Origin of the sequence: Pedobacter gandavensis (assembly GCF_032678465.1) — a bacterium.
Classification (GTDB): Bacteria; Bacteroidota; Bacteroidia; order Sphingobacteriales; family Sphingobacteriaceae; genus Pedobacter; species Pedobacter gandavensis_B.
In genome coordinates, this window is the sequence record NZ_JAVTSK010000004.1 from 168,936 (window position 1) to 188,091 (window position 19,156).

The following is a 19,156-nucleotide window of genomic DNA, read 5'->3' on the forward strand; positions in this document are numbered from 1 at the left end:
ATTGACTTAGCCCAAATAAGATTTTAAAATTTTACTTCTTGAAGTATGACGTAAGCGTTGTAAAGCTTTGTCTTTAATCTGACGTACACGCTCACGGGTCAGGTTAAACTTCTCGCCGATCTCTTCTAAAGATAGGGGATGGTTTGTGCTCAATCCGAAGAAAAGTACGATGATTTCACGCTCACGCTCTGTTAAAGTCGAAAGAGAACGTTTGATCTCTTCAGAAAGCGATTCGTTGATCAAACTGCTATCTGTATTTGGCTCATGATTTTCCAATACATCTAATAATGTATTTTCTTCACCTTGCACAAATGGCGCATCCATAGATACGTGACGACCTGAGTTACTTAGTGTGTCAGAGATTTTATCTACTGTAGTTTCTAAGATGTCGGCCAATTCTTCCGGAGAAGGCTCACGCTCATATTCCTGCTCAAGCTTAGAAAAAGCCTTGCTGATTTTACTTAATGAACCCACCTGATTTAATGGCAAACGAACGATACGACTTTGTTCAGCAATCGCCTGTAATATAGACTGACGAATCCACCAAACAGCATAAGAGATGAACTTGAAACCTTTAGTCTCATCAAAACGTTTTGCAGCTTTAATTAAACCCAGGTTACCTTCGTTGATTAAATCTCCTAGTGTTAAACCTTGATTTTGGTATTGTTTCGCTACAGAAACTACGAAACGTAAATTGGTCTTGGTTAAACGCTCTAATGCGGCCTGATCTCCCTCGCGAATTTTTCTTGCTAATATTACTTCTTCTTCGGCTGTGATTAAATCTACTTTACCAATTTCGTGAAGGTATTTGTCTAAAGATTGACTTTCGCGATTGGTAATGGATTGCGTGATTTTGAGTTGTCTCATTTATATGCTTTGGTACTCGTTATGTGTTTGAACTTGCAAAAGTAAGAATTTAAAGGCAATTTGAAAACTTAAATTCCTGAAAATGTTACAGTTTACAACTGCTATTTCTACAAATTTTAAGTAGCAATAATTATTCCAAAATACTTTTGTCAGTATTTTATAGCGGTATTGTGAATAGGTGTATATTTATTGTTTTACAATAAAGATATTTTGATTTATAATAAATAATCCATTATGTTTGTTTAGAATTATGCTTTGTCTAGCAGAAGTCAGAATGTGAAATTCTTTAGTACGGAATTTTAATTTCCTGAAAGGCAGCGAAACTGTCAGCTGACAAAAAATGAAAAGACCAGATAAATACTGCAAAAACTTTTAAAATGAGAAAAGATCTTAAATTTATTCGGATGATTAAGGGGGTATTGATCCTGGTTTCTGGTGTTTTACTGATTCTAGCCATCTATGATCATAGTTCAGCTTTTATGAAAGGCTGGAATTCATTTGATGAATTGCAAACTGCAGAACCTCGTTTTAAGGAAGCTGTATTCCAGAATGTCATCTATAAAACAGGAGATGTTCTGCATATTACTGGAAAGGCAGGCTATGTTTTTAATTTACAGCAGCAACGGCTCGTGGAAGGAACTGTTTATAATCTTAAGCAAGACAATATGATGATTTCAATTTACGCCGGTTTAATTGCTTTACTTGGATTGATAGTGCTCATTATTAGCTTCAAAGTGTTCAGTAAATTATACTATTTTCTGGACGACTCTTCTAAAGGGGAGATCTTTACCTTAAAAAATATAGATAGAATTAAACAAATAGGATTTTATGCCATTGCTTTAAGTGTGTTGTTGTGGACTGCTGATGTGATTCTTTTTCTAAAGAAACAGGAATTATTTAGTTTTACTCCCTATCAGGTAAGTTACCAATTTGATTTTAACTATGTTTTATTTGCAGCCGGAATGACGGCCATGGCCATCATGTATGTTTTCAAAAAGGGATACGAGCTGCAAAAAGAACAGGAATTAACGATATAACATATGGCGATAGTGGTGAATTTAGATGTGGTGTTGGCGCAGCGCAAAATGTCATTGACAGAATTAACGGAGCAGGTAGGGATTACCATGTCGAACCTCTCCATTTTAAAAACCGGGAAAGCAAAGGCCATTCGGTTCGAAACACTTGAGGCCATCTGTATGGCATTGGATTGTCAACCTGGAGATCTTTTAGAATACCGTAAAGAAGGATAGTAAATAAAGCCTGTCAGTTTTTTAAATGAAACTGACAGGCTGTTGGATCGTTATTTACAACGACTAGGTGAGGTCTGAAACTTCTGCCTCTGGTGCATTCTTTTTGACAGATTCAATTCCGTTGTCGCGACTCGCTTCAGATTCATACATCTCGCTAGTACCAATTACTTGCCCATTTGTCGCTTTTAAGTTGAAATAAGGTTTTCCATTGGTAGCAGTTTTTCTTTCAAACTTGCTGTCATCTTTGGAGTTTTTTTTCACGGATTCAATTCCGTTCTGACAATTCGCTTTAGTCGTATAGCCTTCACTGCTTAGGATTACCTGACCATTACCTGCTTTCAAATCGAATTGAAATTCGCCATTTTTCCTTGTTTTGATTTCGAATTTTCCCATAATCGTTTATTTGTATTTGGTTTTTTCTGTTTCCAGGTTGAAATTTTATTTCAATTTATAAAAAATAATACATTAAAACAATATCTAATGATGATCATTATATTAAGTATCAGTGAGTTTCTACCGCATACCTGGTAAATATGCCATTTTCTTGTGTTTTATTAGGTGAATAAAACAAGTCTTTTGTGGAAATAAATATTTCTATTTAATATATTTAAGAGTATTTTAGTATTTTGAAAAACGGGCTGAACGCTGCCCTGGAATGTCAGCAAGAATGCTGAAATAGATCCAATTTTTTCAATGGATTTTATGGGGCTGGAATTCGCTATTTGTTTTGCTACTGTTTTGCTATTGCTTTGAATTTGTATTACTTTGCTCTTGTCGGAGCAACATAAAAGCAAAACATTAGCAAGTTCAGAAGAGCTAAAAAGCACCTGTTTAGTGGGCTTAACTAATGATTAATGCAGGATCGTATTTAAAAGAAAAGCACCTTAGTTGGAAATAAAAAAAGGCGGAGTTTTGCGCTCCGCCTGCTGGATTTTAAAATAAGTTTGATTACAGACTGGCCAGGTCGAAGGTACGATCAAGCCTGATGCCTTTTTCTGTCTGTTGAACTGTACAACATTCGTTTACCGCATCATGTTCTAGCATCAGGATATATTGTTTTTCTGCGGCTTCCTGAAGAAAGGATTTTTTTTCCGAGAGGGTTTTTAGAGGAAACATATCATAAGCCATCACATAGGGTAGGGGTATATGTCCGACAGAAGGGAGTAAATCTGCCATATACACGATGGTATGTCCTTTGTATTGAATTTGTGGCAACATCATCGCATCAGTATGTCCGTAAGCAAAACGAATATTAATGCCTTCATGAAAGCGGACACCTTCAACATCTTCTATGAAGCGCAACTGGCCACTTTCCTGAATTGGGAGGATGTTCTCTTTTAAAAAGGAAGCCTTTTCCCGATCGTTAGGGTTTACTGCCCAGTCCCAGTGTTTGGCATTACTCCAGTAAAACGCATTTTTAAAGGCAGGTCTAAGTTTATCACCTTCACGTACAATGGATCCTCCGCAGTGGTCAAAATGAAGGTGGGTCAGGAATACATCAGTAATGTCTGCTCTGGAGAAGCCTTTTGCTGCAAGTGATTTGTCGAGGGTATCCTCACCATGGAGGTAGTAATGTCCCATAAACTTCTCGTCCTGCTTATCACCTATGCCATTGTCTACTAAAATTAGTCGGTCACCATCTTCAATCAGCAGACAACGCATGGCCCAGGTACACATATTATTGGCATCTGCAGGGCTGGTTTTCTGCCAGATAGATTTAGGAACCACCCCAAACATGGCGCCTCCGTCTAATTTAAACAGGCCGGTATCGATCGTATGTAAGTTCATGAACTTTAGATTTAGGTAAAATATAAAAGTAAAAAAAAACCTGTTGAAAAGCTCAACAGGTTTTTTTACCGCTATTCTGATGAATAGACGATTGATATCATTTACAAATGGATCACTTCACCATATGCATCAGCTGTAGCTTCCATAATGGCTTCGCTCATTGTTGGATGCGGGTGAACAGCTTTTAACATTTCATGTCCTGTAGTTTCCAGTTTACGGGCCACTACGATTTCTGCGATCAGCTCAGTTACATTCGCACCAATCATGTGTGCACCTAGTAATTCACCGTATTTTGCATCATAGATCATTTTAATGAAACCATCTTTAGCACCCGCTGCACTGGCTTTACCTGAAGCTGAGAATGGGAATTTACCAATTTTCAATTCATATCCGGCAGCTTTAGCTGCTTTCTCTGTATAACCAACAGAAGCAATTTCAGGACTGCAATAAGTACATCCAGGGATGTTGTTGTAGTCTAATGGTTCTGGGTTGTGACCAGCAATTTTTTCTACACAGATAATTCCTTCTGCTGAAGCTACGTGAGCTAAAGCCTGACCAGGAACAATATCACCGATTGCATAATAACCTTTTACGTTAGTGCGGTAGAATTCATCTACAATCACTTTACCTTTTTCGGTTTTGATGCCGGTTTCTTCTAAACCAATGTTTTCAATGTTTGCAACTACACCTGCAGCAGAAAGAACGATATCACATTCTAAAGTCTGCATGCCTGAAGCCGTTTTTACCTGAACTTTACAGCCAGTACCAGAGGTATCTACAGATTCAACACTTGAAGAAGTCATCACTTCGATGCCTGCTTTTTTGAAGCTGCGTAACAATTGTTTAGAAACATCTTCGTCTTCTACAGGAACAATATTGTCCATGAATTCTACTACTGTTACTTTAGTACCTAAAGTCGCATAGAAGTAAGCAAATTCAACGCCAATTGCGCCAGAACCTACTACTACCATAGATTTTGGTTGCTCAGGTAATACCATTGCCTGTCTGTAACCGATGATTTTTTTACCATCTTGTTTTAAGTTAGGCAATTCTCTTGATCTACCACCTGTTGCCAATATAATACTGGTTGCAGTATAATCTTTAATGGTACCATCTGCTGCTTTAACCTCAACTTTATTTCCAGGTTTAGCTTTACCGGTTCCCATGATCACGTCAATTTTGTTCTTCTTCATCAAGAATTGAACACCCTTGCTCATGCCATCAGCAACACCGCGACTACGTTTAATCACTGCTGCGAAATCAGCCTCAGCTTCCGCAGTTTTGATGCCGTACTCAGCAGCATGATTGATATATTCAAAAACCTGCGCGCTTTTTAACAAGGCTTTGGTTGGGATACATCCCCAGTTAAGGCAGATTCCGCCTAAAGATTCGCGTTCTACAACTGCAGTTTTTAAACCTAACTGAGAAGCTCTTATTGCAGCTACATATCCACCAGGACCGCTGCCTATTACAATTACATCGTAGTTCATATCTTATATAAAGGAATTTTAACTTAAGTAATTGCCAAAATTAAAAAAATTGTTCATTAATACCGCCTCTTAGATTTTTGTCTGTTGCATTTCAGAACTTTAATTTAATTGCCCTGCCTGAGATCAGCTTATTGTTTTTATTTTATAATTTAACAAATTCCTGACAAACTGTAAGTTGGATATGTTAAAGGAGATGTTAAATGTTGAAAATTATTGTGATATTTAATAATTATTTAACATTCGAACCGCACTGCCAGATGAATTAATTTTTACCTTTGTGCCCATATATTGTATTGCAGTATCATAAAAAAACAAACATTAATAAAAAAAGTATGAAGAAATCTTTACTATTTAAGGTTGCAGTAATCATTTTTGCTTTCGTAGGATTCATTTCCAATGCAAATGCTCAGGTTACTACATCCAATTTAAATGGAATTGTTGCTGATGCAAAAGGTCCATTACCAGGAGCAACCATAGTAGCTGTCCACAATCCTACCGGGACACGATACACTGCCTCCTCTAATACTGATGGAAGGTACAATTTTGTAAACATTAACACTGGTGGTCCTTATACCGTGACAGCTAGTTATATTGGTTACAAAGTAGAAAAAATTGAAGGTGTTTACCTGAAATTAGGTGAAACTTTTACACTTAAAATTAAATTGTCGGAAGGTGGTCAGAATTTAGAAGAAGTACAAGTGGTTGGAAAAAACAGCACAGTACTGAACAGTAAAAGAACTGGTGCATCTACTACTATCGGTAAAAAGCAAATCGAAGAAATGCCAACCTTGAGTAGAAGTCTTTCTGACATTACCCGTTTAACTCCACAGGCAAATGGTAACTCTTTTGCAGGTTCAAACAACCGTTTCAACAACATCACTATTGATGGTGCAGTAAACAATGACGTTTTTGGTTTATCAGCAAATGGTACTCCAGGTGGCCCGGCAGGTACTCAACCAATCTCTCTGGATGCGATCCAAGAGGTTCAGGTGGTAATTGCTCCTTATGACATCACTCAAGGTAGCTTTACAGGTGGTGGTGTAAATGCAATCACACGTTCTGGTACAAACACTGTAGAGGGATCTGCTTATTTCTATGGCAGAAATCAAAATACAATTGGTAAAAGCGTAGATGGTTTAAATACTAAAGCCACTGAGTTTTACAACACAACTTTCGGTGCACGTCTTGGCGCGCCAATTATTAAAGACAAGTTATTCGTTTTCGCAAGTGTTGAGGCAACACGTGTTAAACAACCAACTACTTTCAACGCTGGTGATCCGGGTTCAGTACTTTCTATTGCTGATGCACAGAGAATCGCTAACTTTGCGCAAACCACTTACGGTTATGATGTAGGTGCTTTCAATGAAGTTCAAACACAAACACAAAGCAATAAATTCTTAGTTCGTTTAGATTGGAACATCAACGATAAGCATCAGTTGACTTTACGTAACAACTACGTAGATGCTTTTGATGATAACCTTTCAAGAAGTGCAAGTAGTTTCCGTTTCGGAAATAACGGTTATAGATTCAAAAACACTCAGAATGTTTCAATTTTAGAGTTGAGAAGCCGTTTCAATCAAACGCTTTCTAATAACTTAATCATTGGTTATTCAAGAATCAGAGACAGCAGAGTTCCAAATGGTTCATTGTTCCCTCAGATCACTATCAATAACCTAAATGGTGTTGCTGGTCAGTCGGCGTCATTAGGTACAGAAAGAAGTTCTGCAGCAAATGAGTTAGATCAGGATATCTTTGAATTCACAGACAACTTTAAAATCTTTGCTGGTAAACATACCTTCACAGTAGGTACACACAATGAGTTCTTTAAGTTCAGAAACTTATTCATTAACAATGCAAATGGTTACTGGCAATACAATAATGTAGACGATTATATCAACCAGAAACCTAACAGAGTTCAGGCTGCTTATTCAATCGTTCCAGGTGATAACCGTCCGGCAGCAGCATTTTCTGCAGCACAATTGGGCTTCTACTTCCAGGATGAGATTGAGGTTGCTGACAACTTCAAGTTAACCGCTGGTTTAAGAGTTGACGTACCTTTATTCTTTGATAAGCCCTTATACAATCCTTTAGTAGCTTCGGCTTTCCCAGGTTACAATACTGCTAAATTGCCAAGTGGACAAATCTTAGTTTCTCCAAGAATGGGCTTTAACTGGGATGTAACTGGAGATAGAACCATGCAAGTAAGAGGTGGTCTAGGTCTATTCACTGGAAGGGTTCCTTTCGTTTGGATGGCAAACCAATTTACAAACAGTGGTATGTTATATGGTAGTGTAGATCAAACGGCTACTACAACAGTACCAATTGCTTTTGTACCAGATCCAAATAAACAAAATACTGCTGGTACTCCAGGTAAAACATATGAGGTGAATTTATTGTCTGATAAATTTAAATTGCCTCAAGTATTGCGTTACAGTTTAGGAACAGATATTAAATTACCAGGTGGTATCCTTGCTACATTAGATGGTATCTATTCTAAAACAATCAATAACGTTAATTATTCAAACATCAACATTAAAGGCCGTACAGGTACACTTGCTCCAAACCTTTCAGGTGGACAAGATACAAGACCTACTTATGGTGGTAAAGTAGATGCCACTTTCACTAACGTATTGTTATTAGATAACACAAGCGAAGGTTCTTCTTATAGCTTAACTGCACAATTGTCTAAATCATTTAACTTTGGTTTAAGTGCAATGGTTGCTTATAACTACGGTAAATCTCAAGACGTAAACAGTGGAGCAAGCAGTACTGCTTTTTCTAACTGGCAGTTTTTACAAATCGTTAATGATCCAAACAATGCACCGGTTGCTTATTCAAACTTTGACTTAAGACACCGTGTGATTGGTAGCTTAAGCTATGGTGTAAACTACGGTAAAAACAAAACTTTCGGAACTACATTCTCGATGTTCTACGTTGGTAAATCTGGTTCACCATTTACTTACCTTTATTTTGGTGATCTTAACGGTGATGGTGCAAATCAAAATGATTTAATGTACGTACCAAGAAATGCTAGCGAAATTAAATTAGTTCCTTACTATGCTAGAAACTCAGCAAACCAAGTAATTGTTACTCCAGGTACAGCGACTCCAGCAGAGCAATGGGCAGCGCTTGATAATTACATCAGCAATGATCCATACTTAAGCAAACACAGAGGTGAGTATACAGAACGTAATGGTGCTAGAATGCCTTGGGAACACCAATTTGATGTTCGTGTAATGCAAGATTTAGGTGGCATGATCCACGGTACAAAAAACAGATTACAATTGTCTGTTGATATCATCAACGTTGGTAACTTATTGAATAAGGACTGGGGAAGAAAGTATTTTGTATCTAACAGTGCAAACACTTTAATCAACTATAACACTACTCAGGCATCGGATAGAGGCTTTAACTTTAAAGCGCCTTCAACTGGTTCACCATACAGTGTGTCAGGATTTGATTCAAGATGGCAAGCTCAAATTGGTCTTAGATATATTTTTAACTAAGATTGATGTAATCCATAAAAAAATCCCCGCCCTTGTAAAAGGAGCGGGGATTTTTTATTTAACTAAGGCCGGTGCCTCTGCAGAATTATTGTTCCTTAATCACCAACATCCAGCCTTTACCTTTCGGAACAGGAATCTCCTGATCTACTGCAAAGCTTGCTGAAGGTTGAAAGTTCTTCAGTTCCGATGCAGTAATACTTGCTTTAGCAGGGTCGATACCCAATGCTTTCCAGTCGATATTTAATCGGATGTTTACCTCATTTTCTGCCCAACTCGCCAAGGAGAGCAACACACTTTTATCTTTCTTATAAATCGTAACCGGAACCGCTGGATTATTGCTCTTTACCGGATTGTTTTCTACCCAGTAACCGATCATTTTACTGCCCTGCATGCCAAAATTGTCCCATTCTTTCCAGATCGGACGTGGGTCGGCACCATCACTCCATGGCATTCTATTGGTCATGCCATACAGCATTCCCCTCCAGGCATTTCCTCCATCCTGCAGCATTTCACCCATCAGACCAAAAGGAATACCTGACACTTCAGTCAGGAAGAAATCAGGACTGTTTTTGTCATAATAGAAATACTCACCAAACCACAGTCTGTTCAGGTAAGGGAAATGTTCCATATAAAGGTTTGCACTGTTGTTAAAGCCATCGCTTTTATTGTATTGGTTGGCTGAGTGTAAATCGATAATTCCCGGATGTCCATCCTTCGTTAATACCCTTTTTATTCTTTTCATGGTGGTACGGTCAAAAGCCACATCATCCAGATAAATGCCGTCGATGCCTACGTTTTGTACCAGCCAGTTCATGCCTTCCACATAGTAATTGTGCCACCTGCTCATGCCACTGTTTACCACCGCTGCATCTTTGATTTCCGGAACATACCAGGCCGCTATATAGTCCTTACCCAGGTGTTCCTGTAACCAGGAGTAACCTCCTCCAGCACCCGGCGAATAAATCTCATGCCCCAGACTACGTAAAGGGAAGGTTTCATACGCACTATTTGACAACTCCCGAACAGTATTGTAGATTTTAACTTTTAAGCCTTTCAAATGCGCTTCATTGATGTAAGATTTCATCTCTTTATGCGCAATGAATGGATAATTGATATAAGGGTTGATTGGGGTTGCGTGGTGAATATTTATCAGGTTTGCACCAGTTGCTTTAATGGTGTCCAGGTTATCATATTTATGGTAAAACCTATTGCTCCATTGAAAATCAGTATTGATGGGATGGAAAGGTGTGATCAGTAAATTGAAGTTATAATATAAAGTGTCTCCTTTTTTCATGCGCTGAGAACCACTGTAGTTGTCAGATAAAATCGCTTTTCCTTTTTTGAATACTTCAATACCTCCTTTTCCTTCATTTCCCCAGGATGTAGGGAGCAATAAGGGCTTCTGCAGGTAGAAATTTGTATTGAGCGGACGAACATAGTGATTGTCTTTTAAAGTGTATTGTAAGCCGGCATTGACATCACCAATCCATGCGCCATCCTGGTTTTTATTCGCTACATCCCATTTCCATTTCAGGGTATCTGGTCTGTAGCCACCTTTTAATCCGAGACCCATCATGTATTTGGCCGCTTGCTCTCTAAACGGAATGTGTAAACGGACATCATTTAATGCGATGTCCTCCATAGCGATGATTTTTACAGTATAGGAAAGGAAGCCATCAAATTCTATCGCTCCATCGACTTCCATTTTTAGCCCCCCCGAAGTGTTTGTGTTGCTCCATTTGATCGTTCCAGGACTTTGCTCTGTAAAGGTTAAAGGACCGTTTTTCCAGATCAGGTCTTTGTCCTTCATATCTTTTACATGAAAATGAATGGGTTCTGTCAGGATTTCTTTTCCGGTAGTAGAGAATTCAGTCATCTCTGGTGTAAAAAAGGTTTGGATCTGTGCAGGAAATCCATCTTTGTTTAAATCTACTTTTCGGCCCAGTAAGGAGATGCTCTGCTCTTTTAACACCAGTGGCGTATATGGTGCTATGACTTCATTTTTCTGAGCCAGGGTAGAGTTCAACCAGGTTAAACGGGTTTGCTTCCAGGGTTCGTTGATACCGCCATCCGCTATGGTCTTATTATTGACGGTTAGGTTTATACGAATCGTTGTAGCCGGAACTCCATTAGCGGTAACCGTAACGCTGCCAGTATAGGTCCCAGCAATGGCGCTTTTTGGAAGATTAGCCAATACCCACAATGCCTGGACTTTTCCTTTCGCAACGTCTACTGTTTTATGTAAGGCTTGTGTATTCCAGTTGGTCCCATCCGTATTCAGACAAGATAAAATACTAGCGGGAAGGCTTGCGCCGGTTTTGCTTTTTAATGCGGTAAATTTTAACTGTACATTTTTCAGGTCCTGTTTTACCGGATAGATTCCCAATTGAAAGGCATAGTTTTCGCCTTTGGCTGCACTGCCCGAGAATTGTGATTGAAGGCCTTTGGTGATCCAGCGTTGTGGTAAATCGTCCTTCATCTTTATGGGATTTAAACGGTCTTCCGGAAATACCAGGTAGCTTTTCTGTGGATGGTTTTTGATCAGTGCCAGGGTTTCTTTAGCAGTGGCGATCACCTCCATCGGATAATTGCTGTTCATGGCATTCACCGATTGGATTTCCTGAACTTTTACTGTCGCGATTTTTGCATTTTCAGCTGGCCAGGAGGGATTGTTCTGATCTTTTCTTTGGAGGTAAACTGCATTCGGATAATTAGAACGGCCATCTACTTTGTATGGTTGGTAATAAAGGTAATAGCTGCCGATTCCAGAGCTGGGTTCGAAGTAAATGGTGCCTTGCTCCCTGTTGATTTCGCCAACTTTGACTTGTTTTACCATTTGATTGGTTTTCGCATCTACTACCCAGATTTGCTTTAATTCAGGTTGGAGATCTCTTCTGCGCCAGGGGATGATGGCTTTGGCTACCCGGCCATCACTGGTCACATTAAGCACTACACGGTGATTGCCCAGGGAATCTGGATTCCATGCATTTTTACCATTGGTATATTTCAGCTCCTGTGCCGATGTGTTTCCGGCCAGAAGTACCAAAATAAATGGTACTAAGTATTTTTTCATAAAAACGGTTGTGTTGATTATTCTAATAAAATTAGGTGTTATTTCTAAGTTGTTTGAAAAATAATCAACGCAATCGTTTGATCATGAGTGCAGATAGATTTGAGGGTGCTTTATAAATGAAAAGTTGTTCTTCGAATCATTAAAAGATTTACTTAGCCTAATTTAGCCAGGTACTGTCTGGCAGAATCTGACAAGGCTGCAAAAGCACCAGCCATCATAATGATATCTTTGACCACCAGTCTGCCTCTGGCGGAGAGTAGCGGGAAACCATGGTTCGGATCTCCCAGATCAGGAACCCAGGAATCTTTGGTAGTGATTAAAAAGGATAGGGTAACTACCGACATGATGATTACTAAAGCTGCCCCAGCCATACCAATGCCAGGATGATAAGTGTTCAACAATAGCATGATTCCTAATACGACCAGCACAGTGCCTAATCCATAGGAGAATAGATAGGTATGATTAGCTGTATGCCAGGCAATTTTCTCCGGATTGGCTTCTCCTTCTTTTTGCATATGCGGTTTGTACTCCGATGGATGGGCATAAAAGAAAGACATTACCGGAGAATTGGCCACAAAAGGAACAATTCCTTCGGCCTCATAATTATAAACTTTTAAGGCACCAATCCAGATCAATACAATGGCAATCGCAATGCGGATGAAACGGATACTCAGCGACGATAGAGCCGAAAGGCTTTGGAGGAATGAAGTAAATTGAACAGTCATAACATTTGAAAATTAAGCTACAAAGCTCGGCAGATCAAATGCGGAATACCATGGACAATTTTAGCGATTAGATGGACAAATCTGTCTGAAAACACAGGCCACAACAAATTGGCTATGCGATTATGAAAATGAAATTTTTCTGTATATTTCAATACTTGCAATGTGGTCGGTAATTATAAACATATGAATTCATCTAGTATAAGTAATTATATCAATACGCTCTTTCCTCAATTTGAACCCGCGTTAAGGCAGATCCTGATTGAACAGGTGAGCATGAAACAAGTGAAAGCGGGTGAACACCTGATGCAAACAGGACAGTATTTTAGGTCTACGGTGCTCATCGTTGAAGGCCGGGTAAAATTGTATAGGGAAGGGGCTGAAGGGGATGAGTTTTTTATGTATTACCTGCAACCAGGAGAAGCTTGTGCCTTGTCTATGATTTGTGCCGCCAAACAAGAGTCCAGTCAGGTTATGGGAAAAGCGATTGAGGACAGTACGATACTCATGCTGCCTATTGCTTTAATGGATAGCCTGATGAAGGAATATCCTAGCTGGTATTATTTTGTGATGGAAACGTATCGCTCCAGATTTGAAGAATTGTTGCTGGTGATTGATAGCATCGCATTCAAAGGATTGGATGAAAGACTCCGCTTTTACCTTCAAAAACAAAAGGAACAGCTTCAATCCAATGAATTGAATTTAACCCACCAGGAAATTGCAGCCGACTTAAATTCTAGCAGAGAAGTGATCTCCCGATTGCTCAAGAAAATGGAACAAAGAGGCGAAATAAAGTTGTATAGGAACTATATCGAGCTGAAATCATAAATTCGGTGACTTTTGTCACCTTGATTCAGGTCTGGAATCTCCATCTTTGTCCTAAAGGAATAAAATATGGAAGTTGTTGCATACCTGGCCTCGGCGCTAATTGGTATTTCATTAGGATTAGTCGGTGGTGGTGGATCTATTTTAACGGTACCGGTACTGGTTTATTTATTTGGCATTTCGCCATTGCTGGCCACTTCTTATTCTCTATTTATCGTAGGTAGTACGAGTCTGGTAGGTGCATTTCAGAATTATAGGAATGGACTGGTACAGGTGAAAATAGCGTTGTTGTTCGGAATGAGTTCCGTAACTACGGTATGGCTCAGCAGAAAGTTTCTGATTCCTGCAATCCCGGAACATATTGCCTCTTTTGCGCATTTTGAACTGACGGAAAGGATGTTGATGATGAGCCTTTTTGCCTTGTTGATGCTCATTGCAGCAATTGCCATGATCAGAAGTGGGAGAGCGCAAACAGCAGAACCTTCAGTTGCAAATGAAGATTTAAACTATGCAAAATTATTACTGTATGGAATTGGAATAGGTTTAACCACTGGATTATTAGGTGCAGGAGGAGGATTTTTGCTGATTCCTACTTTAGTGTTGCTCGTAGGCCTGTCTATGAAAGAAGCGATTGGTACCTCGCTTTTTATCATTGCATTAAATTCGCTGATCGGCTTTTCAGGCGATTTTGGTCATTTTAATATCGACTGGATCTTTTTATTAAAAATTACGATGATTGCCATTACCGGAATTTTTATCGGTGGTTACCTGAGTAAAAGGCTGAATGGTAAGAAACTTAAAATTGGTTTTGGATGGTTTGTATTGGTGATGGGGATTTATATCCTGACTAAAGAGCTTTTCTTTTAGAGAAAAACGGGTTCTTCTGACTAATCAACTTTAACCTCAACCCATTTCCTAATAGAAAAGATAATAAATAGAAAAAAATAATATGATGATAGAATTAATAAGACAACCCTGGCCCTGGTATTTTTCGGGCTTTATGATTGTAGTCATTATGCTGTTGCTTAACTTTTGGGGCAAGTCCTTTGGCTTTTCCTCTAATTTAAGGACCATCTGCAGTATGGCCGGAGCAGGTAAAAAGGTTAAATTTTTTGATTTTGACTGGAGAGCTCAACGTTGGAACCTGTTGTTTTTAATAGGGGCAGTGATTGGTGGATGGATCTCTTCTACTTTTCTTTCTAATCCTAATGCGCTGGAATTATCAGCTGCTACAGTAAAGGATCTTCAGCATATGGGAATTCAGTTTAACGGTCAGCTTAATCCGGATGAATTGTTTGGCCTGCAAGCTTTAGCTGCTCCAAAAACATGGATTTTGTTGCTGTCAGGCGGGATTCTGGTAGGTTTCGGTTCCAGGTATGCCGGTGGTTGTACTTCGGGGCATGCGATATCCGGACTGTCGAATTTGCAATTACCTTCCTTGGTAGCCGTGATCGGTTTCTTTATTGGAGGATTGATCATGACCTGGCTGCTATTGCCATTGCTGATCTGATGGTCTGGATTGGATTTTTATCCAGGTTTTATGCTTATAAATTATTAAAGAAATTAAATGAAAACATTAAAATATATCCTTGCCGGCATACTTTTCGGCATCATCATGAGTAAATCTGAAGCAGTATCCTGGTTTCGTATCCAGGAGATGTTTCGCTTTCAATCTTTCCATATGTATGGCATCATTGGTACTGCAGTAGTGCTGGGCGTGATCGCCGTTTTTCTGATTAAAAAGTATCATTTGAAAGATTCAGAAAATCAATTGATCGAATTTCCAGAAAAAGACAAGCAGTATAAGAAGTACCTCATTGGAGGTGCCATTTTTGGACTGGGCTGGGCGCTCAGCGGTGCTTGTCCGGGGCCCATGTTTGTAAACCTCGGTTATGGCTACCTGACAATGCTCATTGTTATTTTTGGCGCTTTACTGGGAACTTATCTTTATGGCTTGCTAAAAGATAAACTCCCACATTAAAACAACAAGGTGGAATATTCCATAAACAGGTGATATTGGTCACACAATAACTCCCTTTAATTGTTGAAATTTGTATAGAATCAAAGGGTAGAAGGTTAGAAAATAGGTTTTACGTTAAATGAATTGAAATGATTATAGAACAGTTTAAAGATGAGTTTTTAGCGCATTATAGCTATGCAATCGTAAGTGAATGTGAGCAAAAGATCGTATTGATAGATCCTTCCCGTAATCCTGAACCTTATTATGATTTTGCAAAGAAGTTTGACGCGGAGATTATTGGAGTCATAGAAACCCATCCACATGCCGATTTTGTGAGTAGCCACCTCGAGATTCATGAAAGCACGGGAGCTAAAATATATGCGCATAGTTTAACTGGTGCTGCTTATCCTGTACATCAATTTGATGAGGGTACAAGGCTTGATTTTGGTAAAATAAAACTAAGTAGTATTCATACTCCAGGTCATTCTCCGGATAGTATTTCGATATTGTTGGAACATGATGGAAAAGCCAAAGCCGTTTTTACAGGTGATACTTTGTTTATTGGCGATTGTGGCAGACCTGACTTAAGGGAGTCTGTAGGAAATTTACAGGCCAAACGCGAAAAACTGGCGCTTCAGATGTACCATTCCCTAAGGGATAAATTAATGGTATTGGCCGATGAAGTTTTGGTTTACCCCGCACATGGTTCCGGTACTTTATGTGGGAAAGCTTTAAGCACTGCAAACTTCAGCACCATTGGGGAGGAAAAGCAAAGCAACTGGTCTCTTCAGAAAATGACTGAAACTGATTTTATTAAAGAATTAACGAGTGATCAGCCATTCATCCCTAAATATTTTGGTTATGATGTAGAGCTGAACAGAAAGGGAGCAGCGCATTTCAAACCTTTAGTGGATCAGGTGAAGATAATTAAACAACCTGAACTGGAAGAAATTAACGCCTCTATTGTAGTCGTGGATGCGCGTCCTGAGGCTCATTTTAAAGCCGGTCATTTTCCTGGTGCAGTGAATATTGTTTATGGCAAAAAGTTTGAAACCTGGTTGGGAAGCATCATCAGACCAGGGGAGCATTTTTATTTAACAGCCTCCAATGCCCAGGAACTGGAAGAATTGATCCATCGTTCTGCAAGTATTGGTTATGAAGGGTTTATTCTTGCCGCTTTTGTCTCCAATTCTGGCGATGTATTTATGCCTGTATTGCCTTTAGAATGTTTCATTGCCAATCCTGAGGAATTTACCATTATTGATGTCAGGAATGAAAATGAAGTAAAAAAGAACAAAATATTCGACCATTCTAAAAATATCCCTCTGGGAGAATTGAGGGAACGAATTAAAGAGGTTCCGGCAGATAAACCGATAGTGGTGCATTGCGCAGGAGGTAGCAGGAGTGCAGCTGGAAGCAGTATTATTGCCGCAGAATTTGGTGCAATCACTCCGGTATACGACCTGGGAGTAGTGGTTCGCGATTTTGCAAAACCGGAGAAATAGCTGATGGATACCATTCAGCGCCAGACATGGTGAATGCGGGGTAAGGCGTAGAAATTTTCTCTTATTGCCTGAATGATGAGGATAATGATCAGGATTGAGCCTCAGCTGAAATGCTATAATGTAACTCATCATTAGTGTTTTAGCTGAGTCTTAACAATTTGTTTATATAGAATCCGACTCATTTTTACAGAAAATTTAATTAATATTGAGCAGGATCTGCCAGAAAGAGGGCAATGACTCCTAAATAATGATTTCATATACCACTTTAGCCGATTCTGATTTAGTTGCTTGTTTAAAAGATAGCGACAAAGCTGCTTTTACCGAAATTTACAATCGGTATAAAGGTTTATTGTACATCCATGCCTATCATAAACTTAGAAATCAAGCGGAAGCCGATGATGTGGTTCATGAACTTTTTGCTGCACTGTGGACAAAAAGAACTGAATTGGTCTTAAAAACACATTTGTCGGGATACCTCTATCAGTCCGTTAGAAATCGAATCATAGATTTGATCAGCCATAAAAAAGTAGCTTCGGAGTATATGGTGTCTTTGCAACATTTTATCGACCATAGTGAGGCTCAGACAGATCATCTGGTTCGGGAAAATGAACTTTCAGCAATGATTGAAAAGGAGATCAGTGCTTTACCACCAAAGATGAAGGAGGTTTTTGAAATGAGCAGAAAAGCCAACCTCAGTCATAAAGAAATTGCTTCAGCCCTGGAGCTCTCTGAAACCACTGTCAAAAAACACGTCAATAACGCACTTAAAATCCTCAGGGGAAAATTCGGTATTTTGCTTTACATGCTGTACATCAGTCAGCGCTAATCATATTTTAATGTATTTATACACCTCATTATCAATCTTGTTGTAATTATTTTCATTTTCTTTTACGCCCAGGGTCCAGGCTAACCGTCTATAGGTTAAATAGCATCAAAGGTTTATGCAGGCAAAGGAGTTATTAGAGAAATATAAAGCAGGAAATTGTACAGATGAAGAAAAGGCAATTGTAGAAACCTGGTATTTGACATTCCCAAATGCAGCAACTGAATTGCATCATGAGGAGATAGAATCGGCTACTGACCGGATTTGGGACAGGTTGCCCATTCATGACACTGATGAATCATTACCTTCGATAGTTAAAAGGACTCCTGTATGGCAACGCATTGCCGCTGCGGCTGCAGTAGTACTGGTTGCAGGGATTGGCCTGGTTATTTTTAAGGCTCAGCGCCCATCAGGTACTACTTCTGATTTATCAACAGCCAACTACGGTGCCAAAAGTCCTATTCTTCCAGGAGGAAACAAGGCCATATTGACCTTGGCTGATGGACAGCAGATTACCCTTGATGAAGCCGGAAACGGAAAATTAGCTGAACAATCTGGAATTACCATTACAAAGACCAAAGATGGTCAATTGGTTTATACGGTTTCTGCGGCACAAAATACCCAAAAGACAGCGATGAATACCATCGCAACGCCTAAAGGCGGACAATACCAGATCAACCTTCCTGATGGGACTAAGGTATGGCTGAATGCCGCATCTTCGTTACGTTATCCTACGACATTTTCAGGTGAAGAACGACTGGTGAACCTAACCGGAGAGGCTTATTTTGAAGTTGCTAAATCAGCACAGGCAAAATCCTTTAAAGTTTCTACCACTAAACAAACCGTGGAAGTATTGGGGACTCATTTCAATATCAATGCTTATACAGACGAACCCAACACAAAGACTACTTTATTGGAAGGTTCCGTAAAAGTAAAAAGTAATATTACTGAGGATCATTCAATGGTGCTGAAACCAGGACAGCAGTCGGCATTAAATGATCGTCAGTTCCACATCAATTACGGAAAGGAAGCGGAAGCCATCGCCTGGAAAAACGGCGTCTTCAAATTTGAAGAGGAAGATTTGCCTACTGTGATGCGTGCTGTAGCGCGTTGGTATGACCTGGACGTGGTTTATGAAGGGACTTTACCACGTAGACAATTCTCTGGCGAGATCGATAGAAATAGCAACCTCTCGCAAGTACTGGATATCCTGAGCTTTTTTAAAGTGCATTTCAGTGTTCATGGTAAACAAATCATTGTGAGGCCTTAATCGGTCCTGAAAGCCGGATTACATTAAAACTTATAAATACCAAACCATACTCACCAAACAAACTTAAGCACAATGAG

The 19,156-nt window shown here is 39.3% G+C and carries 16 protein-coding genes; 10 read left to right on the plus strand and 6 right to left on the minus strand.

Features of this window, described 5'->3' with window-relative positions; translation table 11 throughout:
- Nucleotides 1–6 precede the first annotated feature (6 nt).
- Nucleotides 7–867: an RNA polymerase sigma factor RpoD/SigA gene (locus R2Q94_RS09355; protein ID WP_008242129.1), complete on the minus strand. Its 861-nt coding sequence runs from the start codon at nucleotides 865–867 to the stop codon at nucleotides 7–9.
- Between the two features lie 377 nt (nucleotides 868–1,244).
- Here R2Q94_RS09355 and R2Q94_RS09360 point away from each other — a divergent pair, with 377 nt between their 5' ends.
- The gene (locus R2Q94_RS09360; RefSeq protein ID WP_316821191.1) at nucleotides 1,245–1,904 is read left to right on the plus strand and encodes a DUF2975 domain-containing protein; all 660 of its coding nucleotides are present in this window, start codon (nucleotides 1,245–1,247) and stop codon (nucleotides 1,902–1,904) included.
- Nucleotides 1,905–1,907: 3 nt separating this feature from the next.
- The gene (locus R2Q94_RS09365) at nucleotides 1,908–2,117 is read left to right on the plus strand and encodes a helix-turn-helix transcriptional regulator (RefSeq protein WP_316821192.1); all 210 of its coding nucleotides are present in this window, start codon (nucleotides 1,908–1,910) and stop codon (nucleotides 2,115–2,117) included.
- A 63-nt stretch (nucleotides 2,118–2,180) separates the two neighbouring features.
- On the opposite strand, the gene R2Q94_RS09370 is transcribed toward R2Q94_RS09365, so the two are convergent.
- The 3 genes from R2Q94_RS09370 to lpdA all read right to left on the minus strand — a co-directional run bounded on the left by R2Q94_RS09370 (nucleotide 2,181) and on the right by lpdA (nucleotide 5,395).
- Entirely contained in the window at nucleotides 2,181–2,513 is a 333-nt protein-coding gene (locus tag R2Q94_RS09370; protein ID WP_410478538.1) for a YegP family protein, read from the minus strand.
- Nucleotides 2,514–3,065: 552 nt separating this feature from the next.
- Nucleotides 3,066–3,905, minus strand: a complete 840-nt coding sequence (locus R2Q94_RS09375) for an MBL fold metallo-hydrolase (RefSeq protein WP_316821194.1) — start codon at nucleotides 3,903–3,905, stop codon at nucleotides 3,066–3,068.
- A gap of 101 nt (nucleotides 3,906–4,006) precedes the next feature.
- A complete protein-coding gene (gene lpdA, locus R2Q94_RS09380; RefSeq protein WP_316821195.1) occupies nucleotides 4,007–5,395 on the minus strand; it encodes a dihydrolipoyl dehydrogenase in 1,389 nt (462 codons plus the stop codon).
- 332 nt (nucleotides 5,396–5,727) lie between these two features.
- Between lpdA and R2Q94_RS09385 the strand changes: the two genes are divergently transcribed.
- Nucleotides 5,728–8,901 (plus strand): carboxypeptidase regulatory-like domain-containing protein, encoded by a 3,174-nt coding sequence (locus R2Q94_RS09385; RefSeq protein WP_316821196.1) that lies wholly within the window; start codon nucleotides 5,728–5,730, stop codon nucleotides 8,899–8,901.
- Nucleotides 8,902–8,986: 85 nt separating this feature from the next.
- Here the strand turns inward: R2Q94_RS09385 and R2Q94_RS09390 are convergent, their stop codons facing one another.
- Both R2Q94_RS09390 and R2Q94_RS09395 read right to left on the minus strand, forming a co-directional pair.
- Nucleotides 8,987–11,974: a glycoside hydrolase domain-containing protein gene (locus R2Q94_RS09390; protein ID WP_316821197.1), complete on the minus strand. Its 2,988-nt coding sequence runs from the start codon at nucleotides 11,972–11,974 to the stop codon at nucleotides 8,987–8,989.
- Nucleotides 11,975–12,126: 152 nt separating this feature from the next.
- On the minus strand, nucleotides 12,127–12,699 hold the full coding sequence (locus tag R2Q94_RS09395; protein ID WP_316821198.1) for a DUF417 family protein: 573 nt from the start codon (nucleotides 12,697–12,699) through the stop codon (nucleotides 12,127–12,129).
- A gap of 183 nt (nucleotides 12,700–12,882) precedes the next feature.
- Between R2Q94_RS09395 and R2Q94_RS09400 the strand changes: the two genes are divergently transcribed.
- The 7 genes from R2Q94_RS09400 to R2Q94_RS09430 all read left to right on the plus strand — a co-directional run bounded on the left by R2Q94_RS09400 (nucleotide 12,883) and on the right by R2Q94_RS09430 (nucleotide 19,079).
- Complete coding sequence (locus R2Q94_RS09400; protein WP_316821199.1) at nucleotides 12,883–13,524, plus strand: Crp/Fnr family transcriptional regulator; 642 nt, start codon at nucleotides 12,883–12,885, stop codon at nucleotides 13,522–13,524.
- 66 nt (nucleotides 13,525–13,590) lie between these two features.
- On the plus strand, nucleotides 13,591–14,388 hold the full coding sequence (locus R2Q94_RS09405) for a sulfite exporter TauE/SafE family protein (protein WP_316821200.1): 798 nt from the start codon (nucleotides 13,591–13,593) through the stop codon (nucleotides 14,386–14,388).
- Between the two features lie 85 nt (nucleotides 14,389–14,473).
- Nucleotides 14,474–15,031: a YeeE/YedE family protein gene (locus R2Q94_RS09410; protein WP_316821201.1), complete on the plus strand. Its 558-nt coding sequence runs from the start codon at nucleotides 14,474–14,476 to the stop codon at nucleotides 15,029–15,031.
- 57 nt (nucleotides 15,032–15,088) lie between these two features.
- Nucleotides 15,089–15,502 (plus strand): DUF6691 family protein, encoded by a 414-nt coding sequence (locus R2Q94_RS09415; protein ID WP_316821202.1) that lies wholly within the window; start codon nucleotides 15,089–15,091, stop codon nucleotides 15,500–15,502.
- 128 nt (nucleotides 15,503–15,630) lie between these two features.
- On the plus strand, nucleotides 15,631–16,986 hold the full coding sequence (locus R2Q94_RS09420) for a rhodanese-like domain-containing protein (RefSeq protein WP_316821203.1): 1,356 nt from the start codon (nucleotides 15,631–15,633) through the stop codon (nucleotides 16,984–16,986).
- A 247-nt stretch (nucleotides 16,987–17,233) separates the two neighbouring features.
- Complete coding sequence (locus R2Q94_RS09425) at nucleotides 17,234–17,812, plus strand: RNA polymerase sigma-70 factor (RefSeq protein WP_316821204.1); 579 nt, start codon at nucleotides 17,234–17,236, stop codon at nucleotides 17,810–17,812.
- 115 nt (nucleotides 17,813–17,927) lie between these two features.
- Nucleotides 17,928–19,079, plus strand: a complete 1,152-nt coding sequence (locus tag R2Q94_RS09430; protein ID WP_316821205.1) for a FecR family protein — start codon at nucleotides 17,928–17,930, stop codon at nucleotides 19,077–19,079.
- The last annotated feature ends 77 nt before the right edge of the window (nucleotides 19,080–19,156 follow it).

Bases quoted from the DNA above. Each gene is read 5' to 3' on its own strand.
- R2Q94_RS09355 (WP_008242129.1), bottom strand. From the start codon at position 867: ATGAGACAACTCAAAATCACGCAATCCATTACCAATCGCGAAAGTCAA.
- R2Q94_RS09360 (WP_316821191.1), top strand. From the start codon at position 1,245: ATGAGAAAAGATCTTAAATTTATTCGGATGATTAAGGGGGTATTGATC.
- R2Q94_RS09365 (WP_316821192.1), top strand. From the start codon at position 1,908: ATGGCGATAGTGGTGAATTTAGATGTGGTGTTGGCGCAGCGCAAAATG.
- R2Q94_RS09375 (WP_316821194.1), bottom strand. From the start codon at position 3,905: ATGAACTTACATACGATCGATACCGGCCTGTTTAAATTAGACGGAGGC.
- lpdA (WP_316821195.1), bottom strand. From the start codon at position 5,395: ATGAACTACGATGTAATTGTAATAGGCAGCGGTCCTGGTGGATATGTA.
- R2Q94_RS09385 (WP_316821196.1), top strand. From the start codon at position 5,728: ATGAAGAAATCTTTACTATTTAAGGTTGCAGTAATCATTTTTGCTTTC.
- R2Q94_RS09390 (WP_316821197.1), bottom strand. From the start codon at position 11,974: ATGAAAAAATACTTAGTACCATTTATTTTGGTACTTCTGGCCGGAAAC.
- R2Q94_RS09395 (WP_316821198.1), bottom strand. From the start codon at position 12,699: ATGACTGTTCAATTTACTTCATTCCTCCAAAGCCTTTCGGCTCTATCG.
- R2Q94_RS09400 (WP_316821199.1), top strand. From the start codon at position 12,883: ATGAATTCATCTAGTATAAGTAATTATATCAATACGCTCTTTCCTCAA.
- R2Q94_RS09405 (WP_316821200.1), top strand. From the start codon at position 13,591: ATGGAAGTTGTTGCATACCTGGCCTCGGCGCTAATTGGTATTTCATTA.
- R2Q94_RS09410 (WP_316821201.1), top strand. From the start codon at position 14,474: ATGATAGAATTAATAAGACAACCCTGGCCCTGGTATTTTTCGGGCTTT.
- R2Q94_RS09415 (WP_316821202.1), top strand. From the start codon at position 15,089: ATGAAAACATTAAAATATATCCTTGCCGGCATACTTTTCGGCATCATC.
- R2Q94_RS09420 (WP_316821203.1), top strand. From the start codon at position 15,631: ATGATTATAGAACAGTTTAAAGATGAGTTTTTAGCGCATTATAGCTAT.
- R2Q94_RS09425 (WP_316821204.1), top strand. From the start codon at position 17,234: ATGATTTCATATACCACTTTAGCCGATTCTGATTTAGTTGCTTGTTTA.
- R2Q94_RS09430 (WP_316821205.1), top strand. From the start codon at position 17,928: ATGCAGGCAAAGGAGTTATTAGAGAAATATAAAGCAGGAAATTGTACA.